The organism is Ensifer sp. GW823-FHT05D09, assembly GCF_058795755.1.
The window spans coordinates 403,065-425,362 of the sequence record NZ_JBXAIA010000003.1 but is presented as its reverse complement, the minus strand read 5'-3'; the positions used below and the strand labels follow the sequence as shown (position 1 = coordinate 425,362).

Here is a 22,298-nt window from a genome sequence, read left to right as displayed (position 1 = left end):
CCGGCTTCAGGGTTTGCCGTTGGCCTCGACCTTGGTGGTGCCGCAGGGGTCGAGTACGACGCCGTTTTCGAATGTGCCGGACACCAGTCCGCTGACGTCGACCCGATCTCCCGGCTTCAGCGCGCTGTTGTTGTATTCGAGGCAGACGACGCGGGTCCTGGTGTTCGGGCAAAGCGTGGTGACGGCGATCGGATCCTGGACCTCCAGCGATACAACTTCGGCGGTCAGCTCGACATCCGGCCATTCCGGTGGCTGCTTCTGCCAGCCGGCAACCATAGGGGCGATCGCCTCGCAGCTCGTCAGGTGCGGGCCGCCATCTTCGGCGGTCGATGGCGTCGGCAGCAACAGAAGCGTCAGGAAAGTGCTGCGGGCGATCCGCTTCAGGTCAAGCATTCAGGTCTCCTGTGTTAAGGAGGCGCTCTAGCAAAGCCCGTGATCGCTGGAAAATGATTGCTCCTCATCTCGCATTGAATGGAATTCAGCATGCTCGACTGGCGTCGGATCGACCTCAACAACCTGAAAGTGCTGCATGCGCTGATGCTGGAGCGCCATGTCGGCAGGGCAGCCGACCGGCTGGGGGTAACGGCATCCTCGATCAGCCACAGGCTCCGTCGCATGCGGGAAGACTTTGCCGACGATCTGTTCGTGCGCACGCCGAGCGGCATGGTGCCGTCGCCGCGCATGGAAGAGATCGCGGTGCCGCTCAGCGAAATGATCGCCAGCATCACCCTTGCGGTTTCATCGGGCGCACTGGAGGCATTGCCGCAGGCGCGGCGTTTCACGCTCGTGGTGCCGGACGGTCTGCGCCAGCAACTCCTGCCGGTGCTGATACAGAGCCTGGTTCAGGACCATGCGGGCCATAGCCTGGAGATCCGCGTCTTCGAGCGCCGCTCCTATGCCACCGAGCTGTCGCAGGGCGAGGTCGATGCGGTCATCTCGGTCGGTGGCGATCGGGACGACCGCAGTCTCGTCGAGCGGATACCGGTTGCATGCGACCGGCTCGTCTGTCTGTTCGGACCGCTCTGCCCACTTGCCGGCGCGGATGAGGTGGCGGTCGACGACTATCTCTCGGCCGCGCATCTCTATTCGCTGCCCTGGCCGGCGTCGGACAATCACTTCGACCGGCTGCTGGCGCGCGATGGGCGCTCGCGCCGGATCATGCTGACCATGCCATCGCATCTGGGGATCGGCGACGCGCTGATTGCCAGCCGGCTGGTCGCCACCGTTCCGTCGTCGCTTGCCCGCCATCTGACGGCGCTGCACCCGGCGCTCGCCATCCGCCCGCTCGCGATCGACGGCACCGAGGGAACGGTCTTTCTGGAAGCCTCGCGCCAACAACAGCGGCGGCCGGAAATCGCTCGCTTCAAGGCCCTGGTGGAAACGGCGATCCGCACGGTGCTGCCGCGATCGCCGGCGGCACCGGGCGTCTGACAGGACGCGAAAAGGCCGCTCTATCCTTTTGCAGCACGTGACGGCGCTCTACAGCGCCGCGCGCCAAATATGGCGCGCTAAGGACGCTGTAGCACTATAAATTGCTGCATAATTCCTTAAATCGATTCTGATTTAAGGAATTATGCAGTAGGCAAACGCGTTGCCGCGATACAGATTGCGCCCGAAAACCGGGAGAGCGACATGGCAGTCAAACGCATCGTTTCCAATCTATACGCGCCGGATCCCAAGGCCGCGCACGCCTTCTACGCCGACCTGCTCGGGCTTGAGCTGGTGATGGATCATGGCTGGATCCTGACATTCGCCGCCAAAGGGCAAACGGCGATGCCGCAGGTGGGCGTGGCGAGCGAGGGCGGAAACGGCACGTCGGTGCCGGTGTTGTCGATCGAAGTGGACGATGTCGATACGGTCTATGCGCAAGCACGGAAGAAGGGCGTGGACGTCGTCTACGAGCTTACCGACGAGCCTTGGGGCGTGCGGCGCTTTTATATGCGCGATCCGTTCGGCAATGTGATCAACATCCTGTCCCATTGAGGAGGCCGGTCGCCGAAGGGATCGGCGGCCAGCCTATCAGATCAGGCGAGCGTCAGCGCGTTCGCGAGGTCGGCGACCAGATCGTCGGCATGTTCGATGCCGATCGAAAGCCGGATCGTCGTGTCGAGAACGCCGATGCGGCGGCGAACGTCGATCGGCACGCCGGAATGGGTCATCGCCGCCGGATGGCTTGCCAGCGATTCCGTGCCGCCGAGGCTGACCGCGAGCTTGAAGATCTGCAGCGCGTTGAGGAACCGGAAGGCCGCCTCCTGGCCACCTGTGATGTCGAAGGAGAAGGTCGAGCCGGCGCCGGTGCACTGCGCCGCATAGGCCTTGCCGAGCGGCGAGGCTTCGTCGTGGAACGGCAGGTAGTGGATGCGCTCGACCTTGGGATGGTCGCGCAGGAATTCCGCCACCACCAGGGCATTGTCGTTGGCCTTGTGCATGCGCACCGACAGGGTCTCGAGCGAGCGGCCGAGCATCCAGCAGGAATGCGGGTCGAGTTGCGTGCCGATCGCGCCGCGCAGCGCCTTCACCTGCTTCATGACCGCCTTGGACCCGAGGGCGGCGCCGGCGATCAGGTCGGAGTGACCGCCGACATATTTGGTCAGCGAGTAGAGCGAGATATCGGCGCCGTGCTCGATCGGTCGCTGGAACACCGGGCCGAGCAGGGTGTTGTCGCAGGCGATGACCGGCGTGTGGCCCTGTTTGGCGCCGATGGCGTCGGCGACGCGGCGGATCATGGCGACGTCGACGAGGCTGTTGGTCGGGTTGGCGGGCGTTTCGATCAGGATGACCGAGACACGGCCTTTCGCCATCGCCGCTTCAGCAGCTTCCGTCACCGCCGCTTCGTTGACGCCATCGGCAAAACCGACGGCCGAAACGCCGAGATTGAGGAAGGTTTTCGCCAGCAGCGTCTCGGTGCCGCCGTAAAGCGGCTGGCTGTGCAGCACCGCATCGCCGGGCTTCACGAAGGCAAGCAGCGTCGTTGCGATCGCCGACATGCCGGAGGAAAACAGCGCGCAGCTTTCCGTGCGCTCGTAGACGGCGAGGCGATCCTCGACGATCTCGCTGTTCGGATGGTTGAAGCGCGAATAGACGAGGCCGGCACCCACACCCGCCGGCGGCTCGCGACGGCCCGAGACGAAATCGAAGAAATCACGACCTTCCTCGGCGGTGCGGAAGACGAAGGTGGAAGTCAGGAACACCGGCGGCTTGACGGCCCCCTCAGACAGTTCAGGGTCGTACCCATAGTTCAGCATCAGTGTTTCGGGATGCAGCTTGTGGTTTCCGATATGGGTCTTGTAGGGGTGCGGCGCGGTCATGGCTTTCTCCTGAAGCGAAACGGGGCGACTGGCAGGCAAATTATATCAGACGCTTGGACCGATCCTTGCTATTTGCAATCACATACCCTTGAGTTGCGCAAACTATTGCCGGGATTGAAGAGATATGACGCAGAAAATTGCCGACGAGACTGACCGCAGAATCCTGAGGGAGTTGCTGGCCGACGCACGCATCACCAACAACGACCTGGCCGAGCGTGTCGGCCTGTCGGCTTCGCCCTGCCTCAGGCGGCTGCGGCGACTGGAGGAAACCGGCGTCATCCGCGGCTATACCGCGCTCATCGATCCGGCAGTCGAGGGTTGGACGATGACGGCGATCGCCACAGTCCGCCTCAGCCGCCAGCACGAGGACGAGATCGTCATGTTCGAGCAGGCGATCCGTGGTTGGGACGAAGTGCTTGAATGCCATCTCGTCACCGGCTCGCGCGACTATGTGCTGAAGGTGATGAGCGCCGGGCTGGAACAATACGAACGGTTCATCAAGGAGAAGATCGCCCGGCTCAAATGCGTGGCCTCGATCGAGACAAGCTTCGTGATGAACACGATCAAGGAGCGGCGGATCTGAGCGACAATTGCCTTTAGGCAATTGCATCCAGGACGACAGTGATCTTGTTCGGTTCGCCTCTGCAAGGTCCGCGTGCGTGCGGGCATCGATCTCGCCTTGCCAAGCGCGCGCAGGCATTGTCTACTGCCGGAAATTGCACACCATATGACCTTTTGGGAGCATTGCGATGCCGTCCATGGAATTGCTTCTGGCCTTCGTCGTGACCACGGCAATTTTCGCCTATATCCCGGGTCCTGCGATGCTTTATGCGGCGGCGCAGACGATGGCGCGCGGCCGCTGGTCCGGCTTGATGGCGACACTCGGCATTCACCTCGGCGGCTATGTGCATGTCTTTGCTGCGGCCGCCGGTCTGTCGGTGCTGTTTCATGCGGTGCCGGTGCTCTACATGATCGTCAAGTTTGCCGGTGCCGCCTATCTCGTCTGGCTCGGGATTTCGCTGTTTCGCGCCAAGGCGAATGGGACCGGCGACTTGCCGGGCATCGGGGCGAAATCCGGCCGGCGCGCCTTCTTCGAAAGCATCACCGTCGAAGTGCTCAACCCGAAGACGGCGATCTTTTTCGTGGCCTTCCTGCCGCAGTTCATCGATGCATCCGCGGCGTTCCCGGTCTGGCTGCAGTTCGTCATCCTCGGCACGATCGTCAACCTGATGTTTTCGTCGGCCGATATCGTCTGTGTCATTCTGGCGGGGGTACTGATGGCCAGGCTCAAGCGCTCGAGCATGGCGCAGCGTGCGATGCAGCGCGCCGGCGGCGGCGTGCTCGTCGGGCTCGGCGTGCACCTGGCCTTCCAGAAAAGCTGATCCGCGCATGCCGCGTGTAGGGGATGGCGTCGGTGGCGGTGACACTGCCGACGCGAGGTGGTCGCTGCTGCGGCTGGCGACTATCAATCGGGCACCGCGTCAACCCGAATGGCGCTCTTGACGAACGACTGACAACAAGGAGCCTGCCGGTGGATCACCTTGAAGAGATAGGCCTGCGCAGGACGAGGTGGCCCGTTCCACGTTTCGTGTCCGGGCTTTGGGCGTCGTTGTCGACGACGGGGCTCATCGTCGCAGTGCTGTTCTTCGCCGCGTCTCTGACGCCGAGCCTGATCCCGCGGCCCTATGTCATTCAGGCGTTGATCTCAGGCCTTTCGCTGTCTGCCGGCTATGCCATCGGCGTGTTCCTGCGCTGGCTCTGGTCCTATCTCGAACTGCCGGACGTACGGCCGAAGACTGGCCTGTTCCTCAAGATTGCGGCGGCCCTCGGCTGCGCAATTTTTGCGCTGACCTTTCTTTGGCGGGCGGCGGAATGGCAGAATACCGTGCGCAGCCTCATGGGGCTCGATCCCGTCGAGAGCGCCGAGCCGTTCAAGCTTGGCCTCATCGCCGCTGTCGTCTTCATCCTCATCGTGTTGCTGGCACGCCTGTTCCGGCTGACATTCCGCTTTCTTGCCGAGCGCTTCGAGTATGTGCTGACGCGGCCGCTGGCAAAGGTCACGGCCATTGCCGCGGCCATCGCTCTCTTCTGGTCGGCGACCGACGGGGTGATCTTCCGCTTCGCTCTGCATGCGGCCGACAGCTCCTTCCGGAGGCTCGATGCGCTGATCGACCCTGATGTGGCGCCGCCGAGCGACCCGCTGAAGACGGGCAGCGGCGCGTCGCTGATGACCTGGGACGAACTCGGCCGGCAGGGACGCCAGTTCATCGCCTCGGGGCCGAGCGCCGGGGATATCGGCGCCGTCTTCAGTGGTGAGGTGAAGGAGCCCTTGCGCGTCTATGCCGGGCTCAATTCGGCCGAGACGGCGAAGGAACGGGCCAAGCTGGCGCTCGAAGAACTGAAGCGTGTCGGCGGGTTCGAGCGGTCCAACCTGATGATCGTCGTGCCGACAGGCACCGGCTGGGTCGATCCGCCGGGCATCGATTCTGTCGAGTATCTCTTGAAGGGCGACGTCGCGAGTGTCGCGGTGCAGTATTCTTATCTGGCTAGCTGGTTGTCGCTTCTGGTCGAGCCGGAATATGGCGGCGAGACTGCCAATGCCTTGTTCGACGCCGTCTACGGCTACTGGACGACGCTGCCCAAGGACAAACGTCCGCGCCTCTACCTCTACGGCCTCAGTCTCGGCTCGATGAACTCGCAGGGCTCGGTCGACCTGTTCGACATCATCAGCGACCCATTCCAGGGCGCTCTCTGGGTCGGCACGCCGTTCCCGACGCGGACCTGGCTTTCGGTGACGGCGGCCCGAAATCCGGGCTCTCCGGAGTGGCTGCCGCGCTATCGCGACGGTTCGGTAATCCGCTTCACCGGCCAGAAGAATGCGCTGGATATCCCCGGCGCGGTATGGGGTAATGTCCGCATCGTCTACCTGCAATATGCCAGCGACCCGATCACCTTCTTCGATCCGCTTTCCTTCTATCGCGAGCCGGACTGGATGAAGGCGCCGCGCGGCCATGACGTCTCGCCCGACCTTAGATGGTTCCCTGTGGTAACGATGTTCCAGCTTTTGGCCGACGCGGCTACGGGTACGACGACGCCGATCGGCTACGGCCATGTCTATGCGCCGGAACATTACATCGATGCGTGGATGGAGGTGGTCGATCCGCCTGGGGTGACGACTGATGACGCGACCCGGCTGAAGGCGCTGCTCAAGGGGCGCTACTGAACGCCGGCCATGTCAGTCACCGCGCAGATGGGCGGCGATCTGATGGGCAAGCGCCTGGATCAGCGGCGCCTCGGCCTTCTCCGTCGGGCAGAGAAGGTAGTAGCCTGCCGATGCCGGTATCGCCGTCGGAAACGGCTGGATCAGCCGGCCCTCCTGCAGATAGGAACGGGTCAGGACATCCGAGACGAGAGCCATGCCCTGTCCCTGTAGGGCGGACGCCACCGCGACGGCGACTGAAGGCACCCGGACGCTGCGGCTGCCTTCAAGCGATATGCGCGCGGCGGCCGACCAGCGCGTCCATTCCCGGCCGTCGTCCTCATGCAGCAAGGTGACGTCGCGCAGCTTCCGGTCGCGGTGTGACCCTTCCAGCCGCGGGAAAAGAAGCGGCGAGCAAATGGTCCTGAGCTTCACGTCGCTGACCACCTGCCACCACAACCCGTTGAAGGGCGGATTGTCGTAGACCACGGCCAGGTCGACATCATCCCATTGCACGTCGCTTGCGCGGATACAGCTGCGCATGGCGAGATCACTGACCCCGCGCGCATCGGCGAATTGCACCAGCAGGCTCGCCATCCAGGCGATTGCCAGGGCCGGGGGCAAGGCGACCGTCAGCTTCGTCTGGTGGTTTGCGAGCTGACGTTCCGCATTGTTTTCAACGGCGATGGCGAGATTGCCGATGGCGTGGGAAACGGTTTGGGCAAAATCACGCCCGGCTGCGGTCAGGCGGATATTGCGCCCCGATTTTTCCAGAAGCGTCAGGCCCGTCGTTTCAGAAAGCCGGCGCAGTTGCAGCGATACGGCTCCGGGGCTGAGGCCGAGTTCATCTGCTGCCTGGCGCACCGATCCGATCCGGGCAACGGTTTCGAAGACCCTGAGATAGGGCAGGAAATGCAGCGCTTTCATTTGAGCTCCAAGCCGTGATTTGCAGTCGATCGACGCGTTTGCATCATCGATAATTGTTTAGCCAAACTAGACAATATCAAGCATAAAAAATCGCTATTCCCAATCGATTTTTGCTCCTATGAATCGGGTCGGAGAGAGGGAGTTACACCATGATTGCAGCGCAACCATTTGATTTTCCTTATGACGGCAAGCTGGTTCCGTCACAGACCGCGCTGATGGTGATCGACCTTCAGATCGACTTCTGTTCGCCCGATGGATACTTCGCTTCGATGGGCTACGATCCCGCGCCGCTCGCCGCCATCGTGCCGGCGGTCAACGGGGTGATATCGGCGGCGCGTAAGGCCGGCTGCCTGATCATCCATACACGGCAGGGCTACCGTGCCGACCTCGCCGACATGACGCCTTACGAAATATGGCGGCGAAAGCGTTCGGGCCTCGAGAACACGCAGGTGCTGCTGCGCTCGAGCCCCGGCTTCCAGCTGCTGCCGGAACTCGATGTCGCCGACACCGACGTCATCATCGACAAGACCTGCAACAGCTCGTTCACCTATACGGATCTCGAGCATGTGCTGCGGGCGCGGGGCATCACCCATATGCTCTTTACCGGCTGCACCACCGATGTCTGCGTCCACACGACGCTGCGCGAAGCCTGCGATCGCAATTTCCAGTGCCTGACGATCTCGGATTGCTGCGCCAGTGGCGAGCAATGGGCGCATGAGGCGGCGATCAACATGATCTCGATCGAGAACGGCATTTTCGGCACGGTTTCGACCAGCGACGCCGTCATCGCCGGTCTGGCCAAAGCCAGCGGCTAACGCCGACAGCACACTCCCATTTCAAAGCGCTCTGCCAACCGTTTCAACGGAATGATGCCCCATGCAAAGATATATCTCGCTGATGAGACTGACGGCCAAGGGACTGGCCGAACTTGCCGACAGCGGCGCGCGGCGCAAGGTCAGCGAAGACCGCGTTTCTGCGCTCGGCGGCCGCTCGGTCGCCTTCTACGCCACGCTCGGAACCTACGACTTCGTCCAGGTTTTCGAGATGCCCGACAATGCGTCGATGATGCAATACGTGCTGACGGCGCGGCGCGACGGGTTCGTCGACCCGCTTATCCTTCCCGCCTTCGACAGCCAGGCCTATGGCGACATCGTCGGGCGAGTTTCACCAACCTAATCGAGGGGAAGACAGATGATCAGACTGGCATCGCATGCAACCCTTCTCGGGACCATTCTGCTGTCGGCGGGGCTTGCCCATGCGGAAATACCAGCCTTTGCCGCAGATGGCGACATCGGCGTGTGCACCACCGCCGCCTTTCCGCCGCTCACCTTCAAGGAAAGCCCGGCGGATGCGCAGCCGACCGGCATCGATATCGAGATCGTCGAGGCGCTTGCCGGCCTCTGGAACGCCAAGGTCGGCTATACGGTCACGGAGTTTGCCGGGCTGTTGCCGACGCTCGGCGCCGGGCGCTGCGACGTGATCATCAGCGGCATCTACATCAACGCCAAGCGCCGCGAGACTTACGACGGCGTATCCTACATGAAATCGGCGACCGCAATGGTGACCAAGGCCGGCACCGACACCATCAAGGTGCCGGAGGATCTGAGCGGCAAGGTGATCGCGCTCGAAGCCGGCGCCTACTACAAGCAGGAGCGGATCGAGCCCCTGAACAAGGCGCTCGCTGCCAAGGGCCAGCCGCCGGTCGAGGTGCAGGAATATCCGACCCAACAGGCGGCCTACCAGCAGGTGCTCGTCGGCCGCGTCGATGCGACGATGACCGAAGAGGCCGAGGGCGCCTATCGCGCCTCGCGCTCCGACGGGGCGCTGCAGCTCCCCTATACCTGGGCGTCGGATTTCACCTACGGCATCTACTCCAGGCGCGAAGGCAGCGATGCTGCCGCGGTCAAGGCGGGGCTGAAGACTTTGAAGGAACAGGGCTTCTTCAGCGGCATCGCCAAGAAATATGGCCTCGACCCGGCGCTGTTCGACGTCGATTACGATCGTTGATGCTTGAGAGCGGGATGAGGAAAAGTGTGCGCGGTTTGCCGCCCGCATCCCGCGCTAACTTAATCCAAGGAAGCGGGCAGGGCATGAACTTCGACACCAAACTGTTTTTCGATGCCCTGACCATGCCGGTCATGCTGCAGGGGGCGGCGATCGCGATTCTGCTCTCCATCCTGGTTCAGGCCGCCTCGTTCCTCCTCTGCCTGCCGCTCGCCGTCGCGCTCAACTCGATGGCGGCGGTTCGGCGCACATCGGCCCAGATCTATGTCTGGCTGTTTCGCTCGGCCCCGCTGATCCTCGTGCTGCTGATCGTCTGGAACGGTGCGCCGCAGCTCTTTCCCGGCCTGACGCGGGCGCCCTGGTACACGCCCTTTGCCGCCGCCTTCATCGCCTTCACGCTGGTCACCACCGCCTATATGGCGGAAGCAATGCGCGGCGCGCTTTCTGCGATCGGCCAGGGGCAGACCGACGCGGCACGCGCGCTCGGGCTCAACCGGCTGCAGACCTTCTTCCTCGTCGTGCTGCCGCAGGCCCTGCGCATCGTCATGCCGGTGCTCGTCAACGAGTTCATCAACCTGATCAAGCTGACCTCGCTTGCCTACGTCATCTCGATGCGAGAGATCATGGCCGTCGTCAACGACGCGATCGCCTCAAGCTTCCGCTTCGTCGAATGGTATTCGGCAGCGCTCGTCTATTATCTGGCGATCGTCTCCATCCTGATGGTCCTGCAGCGCTTGATCCAGCGCCGCATGGCCTAGCTTCAGCCCAGGGCCTCACTTCCTGCGGAAAGCAGAGCCTGCATCGCGCCGATGATCTTGCGGTGCTGGTGCGCGTGGCGGGTGCGAAGGCTGGTGGCGGCATAGATCGACTGCGGGATCACCGGCGCATCGGCGACGAGCTTTGCTCGGCCGGACTGGACGAGCCGATCGGCTGTTGCGGCGGTGACATAGGCGGCACCGCCGAGCGAGTGCAGGAGCACGGTAATCGCCATGTTCTGGCCGGTCGCCACCGGTGCCGCCGAGAGATGCGGCAAAGCCAGCCGGTGAGCGCGGTCAAACGCCGGCGAATAGATTGCCTGGATATAGGTCTCGACCTTGATATCTGACAGCGAGGCGGCATCGGTGCCGACCATCACGTAATGCACATCGCCGATCCTTTCGTAGTGAAGATCGGGCAGGTAGTGCGGGGTGTAGAGCAAAGCGAGGTCGAGATCGCCGGCGCCGAGATCCCGGTTCATCTGGTTGGAGTAATCCGCCTCCATGTAAAATTCGGTGGTCGGCAGCTCCAGCCGGATGGCAGATAGCCATTCGCCGGCAAAGGCTTCGGCGAGATCGTGCTGGATGCCGAGCCGCATCGAGCGCTCCAGCGCGCCCGCACTGGTGACCGCGCGTGTTGCCTCATGCCACTGGTTTTGCAGGGCTTTTGCGTAATCCAGAAACCTGAGGCCTGCAGCCGTCGGCACGGTCCCGCCCTTGTTACGGGTGAAGAGCTTGCGGTTGAACTGGCCCTCCAGCGCCTTGACCCGGTGGGAAACGGTGGACTGGGTGATGTTCAGCCGCTCGGCGGTGCGGTTGAAGGAGCGGGTCTCCATCAGGTCCAGGAACGTCTCGATCAGATCCACTTGCATCGGCATTGCGTCCGTTTTCGAAGGTCCGTCCAATCTAATCGAATTCATCGATCAATAAAGCCTGTTTCCGTCGCTTGATGGCGCCTCGTTTCAACGGCAAGAATTCCGGCAAAACGAGGGAACAGTGCATGTCGAATTTGCCGTCTCACGCGCGTGTCGTGATCATCGGTGGGGGAGCGATCGGCGCTTCCTCGCTCTACCATCTTGCCAAGGCCGGCTGGACCGACTGCGTGCTTCTGGAAAAGAACGAGCTGACGGCCGGCTCGACCTGGCATGCGGCCGGCAACGTGCCGACGTTTTCGTCGTCCTGGTCGATCATGAACATGCAGCGCTATTCCGCGTCGCTCTATCGCGATCTCGGCGCGCTCGTCGATTATCCGATGAACTATCATGTCACCGGCTCGATCCGGCTTGGTCACTCCAAGGAGAGGCTGCAGGAGTTCAAGCGCGTCGTCGGCATGGGCCGCTACCAGGGCATGGACCTCGATATCCTGTCGCCGGACGAAATGCGCAGCCGCTACCCGTTCCTCGAAACGCATGATCTGACCGGCGCGCTCTACGACCCCTATGACGGCGATATCGATCCGGCGCAGCTGACGCAGGCGCTGGCCAAGGGCGCGCGCGACATGGGCGCAAAGATCATCCGCTTCTGTCCCGTCACGGCGGCGCGCCGCGAGAACGACGAGTGGGTGATCACCACGCCGCAGGGGGAAATCCGCTGCGAATACGTCGTCAACGCCGCCGGCTATTACGCCCGCGAGGTCGGCAAGATGTTCGGCCGCGACGTGCCGATGATGGTGATGAGCCATCAGTACATCCTGTTCGACGAGATCCCGGAGCTTGCCGCCTGGTCGAAGGAGGCAGGCCACAAGCTGCCGCTCCTGCGCGACGTCGACAGCTCCTACTATCTCCGCCAGGAGAAGAACGGCATGAACCTCGGGCCCTATGAGCGCAACTGCCGCGCCCACTGGGTAACGCCCGACGACCCGATGCCCGAAGACTTTTCGTTCCAGCTCTTCCCTGACGATCTCGACCGGCTGGAATGGTATCTGAACGATGCCGTCGAGCGCGTGCCGATCCTCGGAACCGCCGGGCTGTCGCGGATCATCAACGGGCCGATCCCCTATGCGCCCGATGGCAACCCTCTGATCGGGCCGATGCCTGGCGTGCCCAATGCCTTCGAGGCCTGCGTCTTCACCTTCGGCATCTGCCAGGCGGGCGGTGCCGGCAAGGTGCTCGCCGAGTGGATCACCGAGGGCCAGACGGAGTGGGACATGTGGTCCTGCGATCCGCGCCGCTACACCGACTATACCGACCAGGATTATTGCATCGCCAAGGGCATGGAGATCTACGGCCACGAATACGCGATGCATTTCCCGAAGCATTACTGGGCTGCCGGCCGCGGCAAGAAGCTGTCGCCGATCCACGACCGGATCGCAGCGCTCGGCGCCCAGTTCAAGCCCTATAACGGCTGGGAACGGGCGATGTGGTACGCCAAACCGGGCGACGACACCTCGGAAGAGGCGACGCAGACCTGGGGGCGGGCAGGGCCATGGGCCAAACGCATCGAGGAGGAATGTCTCGCCGTGCGCGATGCCGCGGGCATTCTCGACCTGCCGGGCTTCTCGCGCTTCCGGGTGAAGGGCAAGGGCGCGACCGAGTGGCTGTCAGGCCTGATCACCGGGCGCGTGCCGAAGCCCGGCCGCATCGGCCTTGCCTATTTCTCCGACGACAAGGGACGCATCGTCACCGAAATGTCGGTCATGATGCTGGACGAGGATTTCTTCTTCCTGATCACGGCGGCAACGGCGCAGTGGCACGATCTCGAGTGGCTGCAAAAGCACCTGCCGGCAGATGCCGCCTTCACGCTCGACGACGTCACCACGCAATTCAGCTGCCAGATCCTGACGGGGCCGAAATCGCGCGACATCCTCGCAGAGGTCAGCGACGCGGATCTCGCCAAGGGGTGGCTCACGCACCAGACGGCGCAAATCGCCGGGCGTTATTGCCAGCTGGTGCGCGTCTCCTTTGCCGGTGAACTCGGCTGGGAGATCCATACGAAGGTCGAGGACACGGCAACGATCTTCGACGCCGTGTGGGCGGCCGGCGAGAAGCATGGCCTGAAACCCTTCGGCATGGAGGCGCTCGACAGCCTGCGCATCGAGAAAGGCTACCGCGCCTGGAAGGGCGATCTCTCCACCGACTACACCATCCTGCAGGGCGGGCTCGAGCGCTTCGTCGACTGGGCAAAGCCGGGCTTCAAGGGCAAGGCCGCACTGGAGCGGGAGAAGCAGCAGGGCGTTTCCAAGCGCTTCGTCACCCTGACGGTCGCCGCCGACGGCTGCGATGCGCCCTATATGTCGACGCTCTGGGCGGACGGCCAGGTGGTCGGCGAGACCACCTCGGGCAACTGGGGCTACCGCGTCGGCAAGTCGATCGCGCTCGGCATGCTCAGGGCCGATCTCGCCGTACCCGGCAACGAGATCGAGGTCGAGATCTTCGGCGACCGCTTCAAGGCGACGGTCGAGGCCGACCAGCCGCTCTGGGATCCCTCCAATGAAAGACTGCGCGCATGACCAAGCCCATCCCCTCGAAAGCCCGGGCCGTCATCATCGGCGGCGGCGTCTCCGGCTGTTCCGTCGCCTATCACCTGGCCAAGCTCGGCTGGACCGACGTGGTGCTGCTTGAGCGCAAGCAGCTGACGTCGGGCACCACCTGGCATGCGGCCGGCCTGATCGGGCAACTGCGCGCCTCGCAGAACATGACGCGGCTCGCGAAATATTCCGCCGACCTCTACGTCAAGCTCGAGGCCGAGACCGGCATTTCCACCGGCATGCGCCAGAACGGCTCGATCACCGTGGCGCTGACGGAGGAGCGAAAGGAAGAGATCTATCGCCAGGCATCGCTCGCGCGCGCCTTCAATGTCGACGTGCGTGAGATCACGCCCGACGAGGTGAAGGCGATGTATCCGCACCTCAACACCTCGGACGTGAAGGCGGCCGTGCACCTGCCGCTCGACGGCCAGTGCGACCCGGCCAACATCGCCATGGCGCTTGCCAAGGGTGCGCGGCAGAACGGCGCTACGATCATCGAGGGCGTCAAGGTTACGGCCGTGCTGAAGAAGGATGGCCGGGTAACCGGGGTCACCTGCGAGCAGAATGGCGAGACCTATACGATCGAGACCGACCACGTCGTCAACTGTGCCGGCATGTGGGGCCGCGAGTTCGCGCGGCAATCCGGCGTGACCGTGCCGCTGCATGCCTGCGAGCACTTCTACATCGTCACCGAGGCGATCCCCGGCCTCACGCGCCTGCCGGTTCTGCGCGTGCCGGACGAGTGCACCTACTACAAGGAGGATGCCGGCAAGATGCTGGTCGGCGCCTTCGAACTCAAGGCGAAGCCCTGGGGCATGGACGGTATCCGCGAGGACTTCTGCTTCGACCAGTTGCCCGACGATTTCGACCACTTCTCGCCGATCCTCGAAATGGCGGTCAATCGCATGCCGATGCTGGAGACGGCCGGCATCCATACCTTCTTCAATGGCCCGGAGAGCTTTACGCCCGACGATCGCTACTATCTCGGCGAGGCGCCGGAGGTGAAAGGCTACTGGGTTGCTGCCGGCTACAACTCGATCGGCATCGTTTCTTCCGGCGGGGCGGGCATGGCGCTGGCTCAATGGATGAACGACGGCGAGCCGCCGTTCGATCTCTGGGAAGTGGATATCCGCCGGGCGCAGCCGTTCCAGAAGAACCGCGCCTACCTCAAGGATAGGGTCTCCGAGACGCTGGGGCTGCTCTATGCCGATCATTTCCCCTATCGCCAGATGGCGACGGCCCGCGGCGTGCGGCGCTCGCCACTGCATGAACACCTTAAGAGCCGCGGCGCCGTCTTCGGCGAAGTCGCAGGCTGGGAGCGGGCCAACTGGTTTGCCAATGACGGCCAGGAGCGCGAATACCGCTATTCCTGGAAGCGGCAGAACTGGTTCGAGAACCAGAAGGCCGAGCACCTGGCCGTGCGCAATGGCGTTGGCCTGTTCGACATGACCTCCTTCGGCAAGATCCGGGTTGAGGGGCGCGACGCGCTTTCGTTCCTGCAGAGGCTCTGCGCCAACGAGATGAATGTCGAGGCCGGCCGCATCGTCTACACCCAGATGCTCAACGGCCGCGGCGGCATCGAAAGCGACCTGACGGTCACGCGCCTTTCGGAGACCGCCTTCCTGCTCGTCGTGCCTGGCGCCACGCTGCAACGCGATCTCGCCTGGCTGCGCAAGCATTTGCGCGATGAGTTCGTCGTCATCACCGATGTCGGTGCCGGCGAAAGCGTGCTCTGCGTCATGGGGCCGAAATCGCGCGACCTTCTGCAAAAGGTGAGCCCGAACGATTTCTCGAATGCCGCGCATCCCTTCGGCACGGCGCGCGAGATCGAGATCGGCATGGGGCTCGCCCGTGCCCACCGCGTCACCTATGTCGGCGAACTCGGCTGGGAACTCTATGTCTCCACCGACCAGACGGCGCATGTGTTCGAGGCGCTGGAGGCGGCGGGGCAGGATCTCGGGCTGAAGCTCTGCGGCATCCACACGCTTGACAGTTGCCGCATCGAAAAGGCCTTCCGGCATTTCGGTCACGATATCACCGACGAGGACCACGTGCTCGAAGCCGGGCTCGGCTTTGCGGTCAAAACCGACAAGGGCGATTTCATCGGGCGCGAGGCGGTGCTTGCCAAACACAATCGTGGGCTGTCGCGCCGGCTGGTGCAGTTTCGCCTCGCCGATCCGGAGCCGCTGCTCTTCCACAACGAGGCGATCGTGCGCGACGGCAAGATCGTCGGCACCATCACCTCGGGCAACTACGGCCACCACCTCGGCGGTGCCATCGGCCTCGGTTACGTGCCGTCGGAAGGCGAGAGCGACGCCGATGTGCTTGGCTCCAGCTTCGAGATCGAGATCGCCGGCACGCGGGTGAAGGCCGAGGCGTCGCTGAAGGCGATGTACGACCCACGGGCGGAGCGGGTGCGGATGTGAACTCGCGCTTGGAGTTGCCCCAAACCCTAACCCTCTCCCCGCAGGCGGGGTGAGGGGACGAGAATGCGGCACGCTTGCCATACGATGGCAGTCGTCGAAATGGCGGAGTCGCAAATGGATTTGGGGAACGAGTGGGTGCTGCGATGTCCCTTCGCCCCGCTTGCGGGGAGAAGGTGCCGGCAGGCGGATGAGGGGCCTTTCGAGGCACAACGAAAATACGCGCGCCGGAACGCGGTTCTTCCGGTCCATCTTTCGGGAGTACAGGCCCATGTTCGCATCGGACCTTTCCAATACCACCGTCGCGGGCGACCGCATCGATCAGCTGGTGGCAGCGCATCGGCCGGGCCATGGGCTCGCCCGCGCCTTCTACCACGACGAGGACATCTACGAGCGCGATCTCGACCGGGTGTTTCGCCGCCACTGGCACTGCGTCGCGCATGAAAGCGTGATCCCGAACCCCAATGATTTCGAAGTCTTTCGCATGGCCTCCGAGCAGGTGATCGTCACACGCACCGCTACCGGCGCGATCCATGCGATGCTGAATGTCTGCCGCCATCGCGGCGCCGAGGTCTGCACCAAGGACAAGGGCAATGCCCGCGCCTTCGTCTGTCCCTATCACGCCTGGACCTATGGCAACGACGGCGCGCTGAAGGCGGCGCGGCTGATGCCCAAGGATTTCAAGCGCGAGGACCATGGGCTGAAGAAGCTGCATGTGCGCGTGGTCGAAGGTCTGATCTTCATCTCCTTTGCCGAACAGCCGCTCGACTTCTCCGAGGTCGAGAACCTCTTGCACGCTACCTGCGGCCAGTATGGCTGGGCGGAGGCCAAGGTCGCGCACCGGCAATCCTATCCCGTCGATGCCAACTGGAAGCTCGCAGTCGAGAACTATGTCGAGTGTTACCATTGCGGCCCGGCCCATCCGGAATATTCCGAGACGCATGCGCTGGAACAGCCGCTGCACATGATCGAGGAGCTGAATGCCAAGATGGAAGCGCGCACCTGCGCGCTCGGTATCGAGGTCGGCTCCGGCGACCACTGGCAGTCCTCGGCAGGCGGCAAGGAAACGGTGCATGCCTTCCGCTACGCGCTCTATGACGGCGTCAAGACCGGCAGCAAGGATGGCCAGCCGCTCAGCACCCTGATGGGCCGCTTCAGCGATTTCGATGGCGGCGTTACCTCCATCCATCTCGGCGGCACGACATTCCTCGTCTGTTACCCCGACCACGGCATGATCTACCGCTTCATTCCGAAGACGGCCGGCACCTGCGAGATGGAACTCATCTGGCTCGTCGACGGCAAGGCAGAGGAGGGACGGGACTACGATCTCGAAAAGCTCATCTGGCTGTGGACGGTGACGACGGACGAGGACAAGACGATCATCGAGCACACCTCGCGCGGCGTGCGCTCGCATTATTTCGTGCCGGGGCCGATCGCGCCGATGGAGCAGAACGAGCTGCGCTACATCAACTGGTATCTCGACGAGATCAGCCGGCCGTCCCAACCTTCATCCATGAGCCTGCCACAGGGAGCGGGCAGCGCCGCGTCGGCGGTGTGAAAACACTTTGAACACTGCAGCTGGGCGAAGCACCTCACTGACGGCGCGGACGCGCCGTCGCTAGATTCCCGTGACGAGCACGGGATTGAGGCAAGTATCTATGGCTCAGTTACGGCATTGAGGCCGAAACAAAGCGCGTCGTGCAGCGCCGTTGCGCGATCAATCCCGTCGGTCGAAATGGGTGCGCAGTGCCACATGGGTCTGCACCGTCGCGACGCCCGAGATCAGCGAGATCTGACGGCGGATGGTGTCGAGATCGCCATTGGAGGCGCATTCGATCAGGAGCATAAGATCGGTCTCGCCGGCAAGCGACCAGCAGCTGACGACCGGCGGCATGCCGGCCAGATGCGGGACGATGTGGTCGCAGTTCTTGCCGGGCTGGAAGGAGACGGCGATCAGCGCGCGCACCACCGGTGCCTTGTCCTCGACCCCCAAGCGAATGGTGTAACCGGCAATCACGCCCTTCGTTTCCAGCCGGCGCAGACGTTCATGGGCAGCACTGCGCGACAGGCCAGAATGGCGGGCAAGCGCCACGAGGCTCTGACGCGAATCCTGTCGAAGCGCTGCTACCAGAAGCCGGTCTTTCTCATCCATTTCTGTCAATGTGTCGCCCCCATGCGCGCCAGGCCGGAACTTCGTCCGGCCGGACGTCATCTTGTCCAGTGAAACCGGACGATAAGGCAGCTAGCTTCCTCAGGCAACCAAGGAGCGTTAGCCATGACCAAACAGCGACTTCCCGACAATGCCGTGCTTATCCCGATCGACATGCAGCAGGCGTTCGATGCCGCTCCCTGGCCGCCGCGCTGGAATGATGCCGTCGATGAAAATGGCCGCGCCTTGCTTGCCTCATGGCGCGCGGCCGGCCGGCCGATCATCCATGTGCGCCACGACAGCGTCGCGCCGGGCTCGACCCTTGCGCCGGGTGCGGCCGGCAATGCGCCGCGTACGGGGTTTGCACCCGTCGGCGACGAGCCACTGGTCAGCAAGAGCGTCAACGCCGCCTTCGTCGGTACCGACCTCGATCTGCGCCTGCGCCGGCTCGGCGTTGATACGATCGTGCTCTTCGGCATCTCGACGGATATGTGTGTCTCGACCTCCGTGCGGGTCGGCGCCAATCTCGGCTATCGGGTCATCCTGGTGGAGGATGCCTGCGATTGTTTCGACCAGCCAGATGGCGCGGGCGGCACGATCCCGGCGCGGGACATTCACCGGGCACATGTCGCGACGTTGCGGGCGGAATTCGCAGAGGTGACGACGACAGCGCAGATCGTCTCGGCGTTGCGGCCGGCATCGGCGGCTTGAGCGGACCGCAAAGCTGGCAGAGACTTACTTGCTGGCGGCGCCGCGGACTTCCAGCACCTGGTAGGTCCACTTCGGCGTCGTCAGGCTCTCGCCCTCGCGGCTCGGGAAGGTGAGGAAGGTTTCGAATGGCCTTGCCTGTCCGACGGGCACACGGGAAAGCACAAGCGCGGTGTCGTCGCCGATCTTCGTGCAGGCGTCCTGGGGGCAGTCTTCAAGCGTCACGGAGAGCCGGAAATATTCGAGCGGTGTGGCGCCGTTGTTGGTGACCGTGCCGCGCAGGCGGAAGCTTCGCTCGGGCTGGCTTTGCTCGAAGGTCATATCGCCGAGACTGATGTTCTTTGCTGCCGGAACCGCGGGAACTGTCGCTACTGGCTCAGGTGCCTGAGCCTTGCGCTCGCCGCGATCGCTGATCCAGACGATGAAAGCGGAGAGCAGGGCGATTGCCACTGCGACCGAAAGGATGGGCTCGGCCCACCGGCGAAAGCGGCTGAAACGCGCCGCCAGATACACGATCGCCACGCCAACCAACGCTACCAACCAAAGCATGAAGCTCCTCCTTATCAACCCTTATATAGGGTGCGGAGCGGGTGGCAACATCGCCGGGCGCGCTCGAAGGTCACGCCTTCGGCATTTCCTGGTTTGGATCGCACGTCTTTTCGCCAACCCCTTGCTGCCATTGCAATTGTGTTGGGTTTCGCGGGGTCTCTAACGCGGCGTATCGGCGCCCAGGCTGACGGTATAGGTGCCTTCGAAGGGCACGGCGGCAAAGCGTTCGTTGATCTCAGCGAGGCTCTTTTCCGGGTCGAGATCGGCAAAGATGTCGGGGCGCAGCCAATGGGCGAAGGCTTCGGCAGCGACGATGTTGAGCGGGATGGCGTTGAAGAAGTTCCAGATGCCATGGACGCGGCCGCTCTCGACCGCTGCGATACCGGTAAGGACCGGCGCCTTGACCGCAGCGGCCAGTGTCTGTTCGGCCTCATCCCTGGCAACGCCGGGGCCGATCGAGAAGCTGCTGTAGGTTCCACCGGGAGACGAAGTGGCAATGTAGACATCCGGATTTGCGGCGATGACGGCTTCGGCGCTCACTGTGCCGCCCGGGCGCGGCAGCGTGCCTTCGGCGATGTTGCGGCCGCCGGCAATCGTCAGGAACTCGCCGAGGCCGCCGACGCCATAGGCCCAGCAGCACTGGTCGGGCTTCGGGAAGGCATCCATCAGCACGCTCGGCCGCGGCTCGGGCTTGGCGGCGACTCTGGAGCGGATGAGCGCCAGCTTGTCTTCGTAAAAGCGGGCGAAAGCTTCCGCCTGCTCGTCGCGCTCCAGGATCCGGCCGAGAAGCCGCATCATGTCGGGCGTGGTCTTGAGCGGATCGCTGTTGAAATCGACGACGATGACAGGCACGCCGGTGCTGGTGAGATAGTCGATGGCGCGCTGGCCCGGCTCGTTGTCGGCCTGCCAGTTGGCGAGGATTGCGAGGTCAGCCTTCAGCGTCAGCAGTGTTTCGTAAGACAGGCCCGGAATCGTGCCGTCATCGATCAGTGGCACGTCTGATATCGCCGGGAATTTCTGGCGGAAGCTCTCGTAGATCTCGGGATTGGCACCCTTCATGTCGCCGGACCAGCCGGCGAGCAGGCTGACGGGATCCGGATGGATGAGCGACAGGGCGACGAGGTTAAAGCCGCTACCGAGCAGGATCGCCTTTGGCGGCGCTGAGATCGTCACCTCGCGCCCGGCTGCGTCCTTCACTGTCATCGGCCATTTGCCTTCGGCCCGTGCGGGCATGGCGAAAAGCGGGATGGTGACGAGGAGGGCCAGTATAATCCGGACCGCGGACCGCAAAGCGAGATGAAGCAAACTACTGATTCCGTTGGCTGGGGAGGGCGCAGAGACTGCCGCAGCTGCGAACGCCCGGGAGCAGGTAACGCAGGCAGCAGATCTTGCGTCGGCACACGCGCGCACCGTCCTCTTCCTCGTGGCGCAGGCAATCGAAGAAGGGATTGGGAGAGCCGTCCGGCAGGGATTTGCTGCCAATCAAGGCTTCAGCCTGGGCATGAAGCGGCTCGACGCCGGCAGCGCGCAGGGCATAGTCGATGTAAACGAGCGCGTTGTTCCAGGCGAGTTTCGGGGCGATGCCGCCGCTCGACTTGAGATAGCCGACGACCTCGCGCAGGTGCTCGCCCATCAGCGGCGCCAGGGTGGCAAAGACGTCGTCGTCATCACCCGCCTGCCAGTCGCCGGCATCGTCAACGCCAAAGGCGCGCGGCAGGCCATCGTCTGCCAGCGCCACCTTCATGCGGTTGAAGGCGACCGGCAGCACCTGATGATCGAGCACGCGGGCGACGAGGTAGGGGATGGTGAGGGCCGAGAAATAGTAGAGCGACCACATGGAGGCGACCGCGCGGCGGTCTGTTCCCCCTGACTTCTCGGCGTAGGTGTCGAGCGCGCGGTCAAAGGCGCCGGAGGCGAAGAACTCCGGCAGCGCGATGCCGTCGGAAAGATCGCCCGACAGCATCATCTTCTCGTTGCACCAGGCATGTGGCCCGGAAAAGGCGGATGAGAGCACCTTGGTGCCGCCCGTCTCCATGATCGCTTCGGACGCGGCAGCCGTCATCGCATCACCTTACGCGAGCGAGACACAACCGGGCGCCCGGCTGAAGCAGCGAACCTTGTTGCAAGCATGCGATACACCTTCTGAGCAACGGTCAGAAACTCATAAGGTGATCGTGTTACTCATGATTTCTTCAGGCGCAAGTCATTTTATGATTTGCGACCATGTTTCGATGCTGGGAAAGCGAGCCGGGAAGAACCGCAAGCCTTCACTCGCGGTTTGCCAGTGGCCGGTTTTGTTCTCGGTTACAGCAGGCCGAGCTGTTTGTAGAAGCCGAGCGCATCGTAATAGTCGTTCTGTGCGGCGATCTTGCCGTCCTTGACCGTGAACACCGAGGCGCCGGTGAACTTGAAGGCCTTGCCGGTTGCGGCCGTGCCATCGGCCCAGGCGCCCGAATTGGTGCCGGAGAACTCCCATTCGAAGGAGACCTTGTCGCCGGCGGCGATGGGATCACCCTTCATGGTCCAGACGGCATCCGGAGCTGCATTGAGAAAGTTGTCGATGACGCCGGTCTTGGCGGCGTCCTTCCCGTTGACCGGCTTGCCGACGGATGCGTCGTAATAGGTGACGTCATCGGCGAAGTAGGATGCGGCCTTGCTCGCATCATGGGCGTTCCACGCTGCGACATAGGCTTTGACGACATCAGGCGCCGCATCGGCGGCAAAGCCTGAGGGCACCTGCAGAACGGCGCTCAGACCCAGAGCACCTGCAGCAACAAGCAGTTGGCGGCGGTACATGGTATTTCCTCCCG

General features: G+C 63.3%; 22 protein-coding genes. 13 read left to right on the top strand and 9 right to left on the bottom strand.

Annotated elements, in window-relative coordinates; translation table 11 throughout:
- Nucleotides 1–6: 6 nt before the first annotated feature.
- Nucleotides 7–393: a hypothetical protein gene (locus tag AC1Q80_RS12340; RefSeq protein WP_492360603.1), complete on the bottom strand. Its 387-nt coding sequence runs from the start codon at nucleotides 391–393 to the stop codon at nucleotides 7–9.
- Between the two features lie 90 nt (nucleotides 394–483).
- On the opposite strand from AC1Q80_RS12340, the gene AC1Q80_RS12335 reads away from it, so the two are divergent.
- A complete protein-coding gene (locus AC1Q80_RS12335; RefSeq protein ID WP_492360602.1) occupies nucleotides 484–1,431 on the top strand; it encodes a LysR family transcriptional regulator in 948 nt (315 codons plus the stop codon).
- Nucleotides 1,432–1,632: 201 nt separating this feature from the next.
- Nucleotides 1,633–1,983 (top strand): VOC family protein, encoded by a 351-nt coding sequence (locus AC1Q80_RS12330; protein ID WP_173420723.1) that lies wholly within the window; start codon nucleotides 1,633–1,635, stop codon nucleotides 1,981–1,983.
- Nucleotides 1,984–2,024: 41 nt separating this feature from the next.
- Here the strand turns inward: AC1Q80_RS12330 and AC1Q80_RS12325 are convergent, their stop codons facing one another.
- Complete coding sequence (locus AC1Q80_RS12325; protein WP_492360601.1) at nucleotides 2,025–3,308, bottom strand: cystathionine gamma-synthase family protein; 1,284 nt, start codon at nucleotides 3,306–3,308, stop codon at nucleotides 2,025–2,027.
- Nucleotides 3,309–3,432: 124 nt separating this feature from the next.
- Here AC1Q80_RS12325 and AC1Q80_RS12320 point away from each other — a divergent pair, with 124 nt between their 5' ends.
- The 3 genes from AC1Q80_RS12320 to AC1Q80_RS12310 all read left to right on the top strand — a co-directional run bounded on the left by AC1Q80_RS12320 (nucleotide 3,433) and on the right by AC1Q80_RS12310 (nucleotide 6,531).
- Nucleotides 3,433–3,891 (top strand): Lrp/AsnC family transcriptional regulator, encoded by a 459-nt coding sequence (locus AC1Q80_RS12320; protein WP_077499731.1) that lies wholly within the window; start codon nucleotides 3,433–3,435, stop codon nucleotides 3,889–3,891.
- Nucleotides 3,892–4,057: 166 nt separating this feature from the next.
- Nucleotides 4,058–4,690: a LysE family translocator gene (locus tag AC1Q80_RS12315; RefSeq protein ID WP_492360600.1), complete on the top strand. Its 633-nt coding sequence runs from the start codon at nucleotides 4,058–4,060 to the stop codon at nucleotides 4,688–4,690.
- Between the two features lie 149 nt (nucleotides 4,691–4,839).
- The gene (locus AC1Q80_RS12310; RefSeq protein ID WP_492360599.1) at nucleotides 4,840–6,531 is read left to right on the top strand and encodes an alpha/beta hydrolase; all 1,692 of its coding nucleotides are present in this window, start codon (nucleotides 4,840–4,842) and stop codon (nucleotides 6,529–6,531) included.
- Between the two features lie 12 nt (nucleotides 6,532–6,543).
- Here AC1Q80_RS12310 and AC1Q80_RS12305 read toward each other — a convergent pair whose 3' ends face one another.
- On the bottom strand, nucleotides 6,544–7,434 hold the full coding sequence (locus AC1Q80_RS12305) for a LysR substrate-binding domain-containing protein (RefSeq protein ID WP_492360598.1): 891 nt from the start codon (nucleotides 7,432–7,434) through the stop codon (nucleotides 6,544–6,546).
- A gap of 149 nt (nucleotides 7,435–7,583) precedes the next feature.
- On the opposite strand from AC1Q80_RS12305, the gene AC1Q80_RS12300 reads away from it, so the two are divergent.
- From AC1Q80_RS12300 to AC1Q80_RS12285, 4 genes are all read left to right on the top strand, one after another.
- Nucleotides 7,584–8,249, top strand: coding sequence for a cysteine hydrolase family protein (locus AC1Q80_RS12300; RefSeq protein WP_492360597.1), 666 nt, complete (start codon nucleotides 7,584–7,586; stop codon nucleotides 8,247–8,249).
- A 61-nt stretch (nucleotides 8,250–8,310) separates the two neighbouring features.
- On the top strand, nucleotides 8,311–8,610 hold the full coding sequence (locus AC1Q80_RS12295; RefSeq protein WP_173420717.1) for a GYD domain-containing protein: 300 nt from the start codon (nucleotides 8,311–8,313) through the stop codon (nucleotides 8,608–8,610).
- A gap of 15 nt (nucleotides 8,611–8,625) precedes the next feature.
- Nucleotides 8,626–9,441 (top strand): transporter substrate-binding domain-containing protein, encoded by an 816-nt coding sequence (locus AC1Q80_RS12290; protein ID WP_492360596.1) that lies wholly within the window; start codon nucleotides 8,626–8,628, stop codon nucleotides 9,439–9,441.
- A gap of 83 nt (nucleotides 9,442–9,524) precedes the next feature.
- A complete protein-coding gene (locus tag AC1Q80_RS12285; protein WP_492360595.1) occupies nucleotides 9,525–10,196 on the top strand; it encodes an amino acid ABC transporter permease in 672 nt (223 codons plus the stop codon).
- A gap of 2 nt (nucleotides 10,197–10,198) precedes the next feature.
- Here AC1Q80_RS12285 and AC1Q80_RS12280 read toward each other — a convergent pair whose 3' ends face one another.
- Entirely contained in the window at nucleotides 10,199–11,065 is an 867-nt protein-coding gene (locus tag AC1Q80_RS12280; RefSeq protein WP_492360799.1) for a LysR family transcriptional regulator, read from the bottom strand.
- Nucleotides 11,066–11,193: 128 nt separating this feature from the next.
- Here AC1Q80_RS12280 and AC1Q80_RS12275 point away from each other — a divergent pair, with 128 nt between their 5' ends.
- From AC1Q80_RS12275 to AC1Q80_RS12265, 3 genes are all read left to right on the top strand, one after another.
- Nucleotides 11,194–13,641, top strand: a complete 2,448-nt coding sequence (locus AC1Q80_RS12275; protein ID WP_492360594.1) for a GcvT family protein — start codon at nucleotides 11,194–11,196, stop codon at nucleotides 13,639–13,641.
- The gene (locus AC1Q80_RS12270) at nucleotides 13,638–16,085 is read left to right on the top strand and encodes a GcvT family protein (RefSeq protein WP_492360593.1); all 2,448 of its coding nucleotides are present in this window, start codon (nucleotides 13,638–13,640) and stop codon (nucleotides 16,083–16,085) included. The genes AC1Q80_RS12275 and AC1Q80_RS12270 overlap by 4 nt, the downstream gene beginning before the upstream one ends.
- A 268-nt stretch (nucleotides 16,086–16,353) precedes the next feature.
- On the top strand, nucleotides 16,354–17,640 hold the full coding sequence (locus tag AC1Q80_RS12265; protein WP_492360592.1) for an aromatic ring-hydroxylating oxygenase subunit alpha: 1,287 nt from the start codon (nucleotides 16,354–16,356) through the stop codon (nucleotides 17,638–17,640).
- Between the two features lie 159 nt (nucleotides 17,641–17,799).
- Here the strand turns inward: AC1Q80_RS12265 and AC1Q80_RS12260 are convergent, their stop codons facing one another.
- Nucleotides 17,800–18,234: an Lrp/AsnC family transcriptional regulator gene (locus AC1Q80_RS12260; protein ID WP_234941860.1), complete on the bottom strand. Its 435-nt coding sequence runs from the start codon at nucleotides 18,232–18,234 to the stop codon at nucleotides 17,800–17,802.
- 123 nt (nucleotides 18,235–18,357) lie between these two features.
- Between AC1Q80_RS12260 and AC1Q80_RS12255 the strand changes: the two genes are divergently transcribed.
- Nucleotides 18,358–18,942, top strand: coding sequence for a cysteine hydrolase family protein (locus AC1Q80_RS12255; protein WP_492360591.1), 585 nt, complete (start codon nucleotides 18,358–18,360; stop codon nucleotides 18,940–18,942).
- A gap of 24 nt (nucleotides 18,943–18,966) precedes the next feature.
- On the opposite strand, the gene AC1Q80_RS12250 is transcribed toward AC1Q80_RS12255, so the two are convergent.
- The 4 genes from AC1Q80_RS12250 to AC1Q80_RS12235 form a co-directional block, all read right to left on the bottom strand.
- Complete coding sequence (locus AC1Q80_RS12250; RefSeq protein WP_209790639.1) at nucleotides 18,967–19,488, bottom strand: hypothetical protein; 522 nt, start codon at nucleotides 19,486–19,488, stop codon at nucleotides 18,967–18,969.
- Nucleotides 19,489–19,647: 159 nt separating this feature from the next.
- On the bottom strand, nucleotides 19,648–20,802 hold the full coding sequence (locus AC1Q80_RS12245; RefSeq protein ID WP_492360798.1) for an ABC transporter substrate-binding protein: 1,155 nt from the start codon (nucleotides 20,800–20,802) through the stop codon (nucleotides 19,648–19,650).
- Nucleotides 20,795–21,550, bottom strand: a complete 756-nt coding sequence (fhuF, locus tag AC1Q80_RS12240; RefSeq protein ID WP_173420707.1) for a siderophore-iron reductase FhuF — start codon at nucleotides 21,548–21,550, stop codon at nucleotides 20,795–20,797. The genes AC1Q80_RS12245 and fhuF overlap by 8 nt, the downstream gene beginning before the upstream one ends.
- A 242-nt stretch (nucleotides 21,551–21,792) precedes the next feature.
- A complete protein-coding gene (locus AC1Q80_RS12235) occupies nucleotides 21,793–22,284 on the bottom strand; it encodes an ester cyclase (protein WP_209790642.1) in 492 nt (163 codons plus the stop codon).
- Nucleotides 22,285–22,298 lie beyond the last annotated feature (14 nt).